1 pseudogene is annotated in these 1,053 nt (G+C 65.6%); it reads left to right on the forward strand.

What is annotated here, in order from left to right:
• Window positions 1–1,053 (forward strand): annotated as a pseudogene (locus U873_RS34625) (adhesin); the annotation flags it as partial.

Raw genomic sequence — 1,053 nt, forward strand, 5'->3', positions numbered from 1 at the left:
CGCCAACCCCTATGGCGTGACCTGCAACGGCTGCGGCTTCATCAACACCCCGAAAGCCACCCTGACCACCGGCAAGCCGGTGATAGAGAACGGCCAGATCCAGCGTTATCAGGTGGACCAGGGCAGCGTCGCCATCGAAGGCGCGGGGCTCAATGCGAGCAACGTCGACCAGTTCGAAATCATCACCCGCAGCGCCAGGATCAACGCCGAGATCCAGGCCCAGCACCTGGCGCTGATCGCCGGGGCCAACGACGTCGACGCCAAGACCCTGAGCGCCACGGCACGCACCGCCAACCCGGCGGATGTACCGCAACTGGCCATCGACTCATCGGCCCTGGGCGGCATGTACGCCGGGGCGATCAAGCTGGTGGGCACCGAGGCTGGGGTTGGGGTCAAGCTCGACGGCAAGCTGATTGCCAGCGGTGGCGACATCCAGCTCGATGCCAACGGCCAGTTGCGCATGGCGTACGCGAGCGCCGAGAAGGGCGCGGTGGCGATCAAGGCCGGCAGCCTCGATGCCCAGGGTGCGGTGTATGCCGGCAGCGATCTCAAGGTGCAGACCCAGGGCGACCTGAGCAACCAGAAAACCTTTGCCGCCCGCGACAGCATCCAGCTGGACAGCGGCGGCAAACTGAGCAACCACGGCATCATCGAGGCCGGGGTCAATGCCGATAACAGCCGCAACGCCAACGGCGATATCAGCCTTAACGCCCGGGATCTCGACAACCGCGGCAAGAGCCTGGTGGCCAGCCGAGATCTGACGGTCACGGCAACCCAGTCCCTGAACAACCAGGGCGGCACCCTCAGTGGGCAGCGCCAGGTGAAGGTCAATGCCGGCACCCTGGACAACCAGAACCAGGGCCGTGTGCTCAGCGCTGCGAGTATGCAGCTTGAAGCTGCTCGACTGCTCAACGGCCAGGGCGGGCTGGTCAACAGCAGCGGGCAGTTGAACGCCCGGATCGGCAGCCTGAACAACCAGCAAGGCGAGCTGTCCAGCCTGGCGGGCCTGAGCTTGCAAGTGGCGACCCTGGGCAACGTTGCGGGTCTGGTGAC

The sequence above is a fragment of the Pseudomonas sp. PH1b genome (genome assembly GCF_000633395.1).
Classification (GTDB): Bacteria; Pseudomonadota; Gammaproteobacteria; order Pseudomonadales; family Pseudomonadaceae; genus Aquipseudomonas.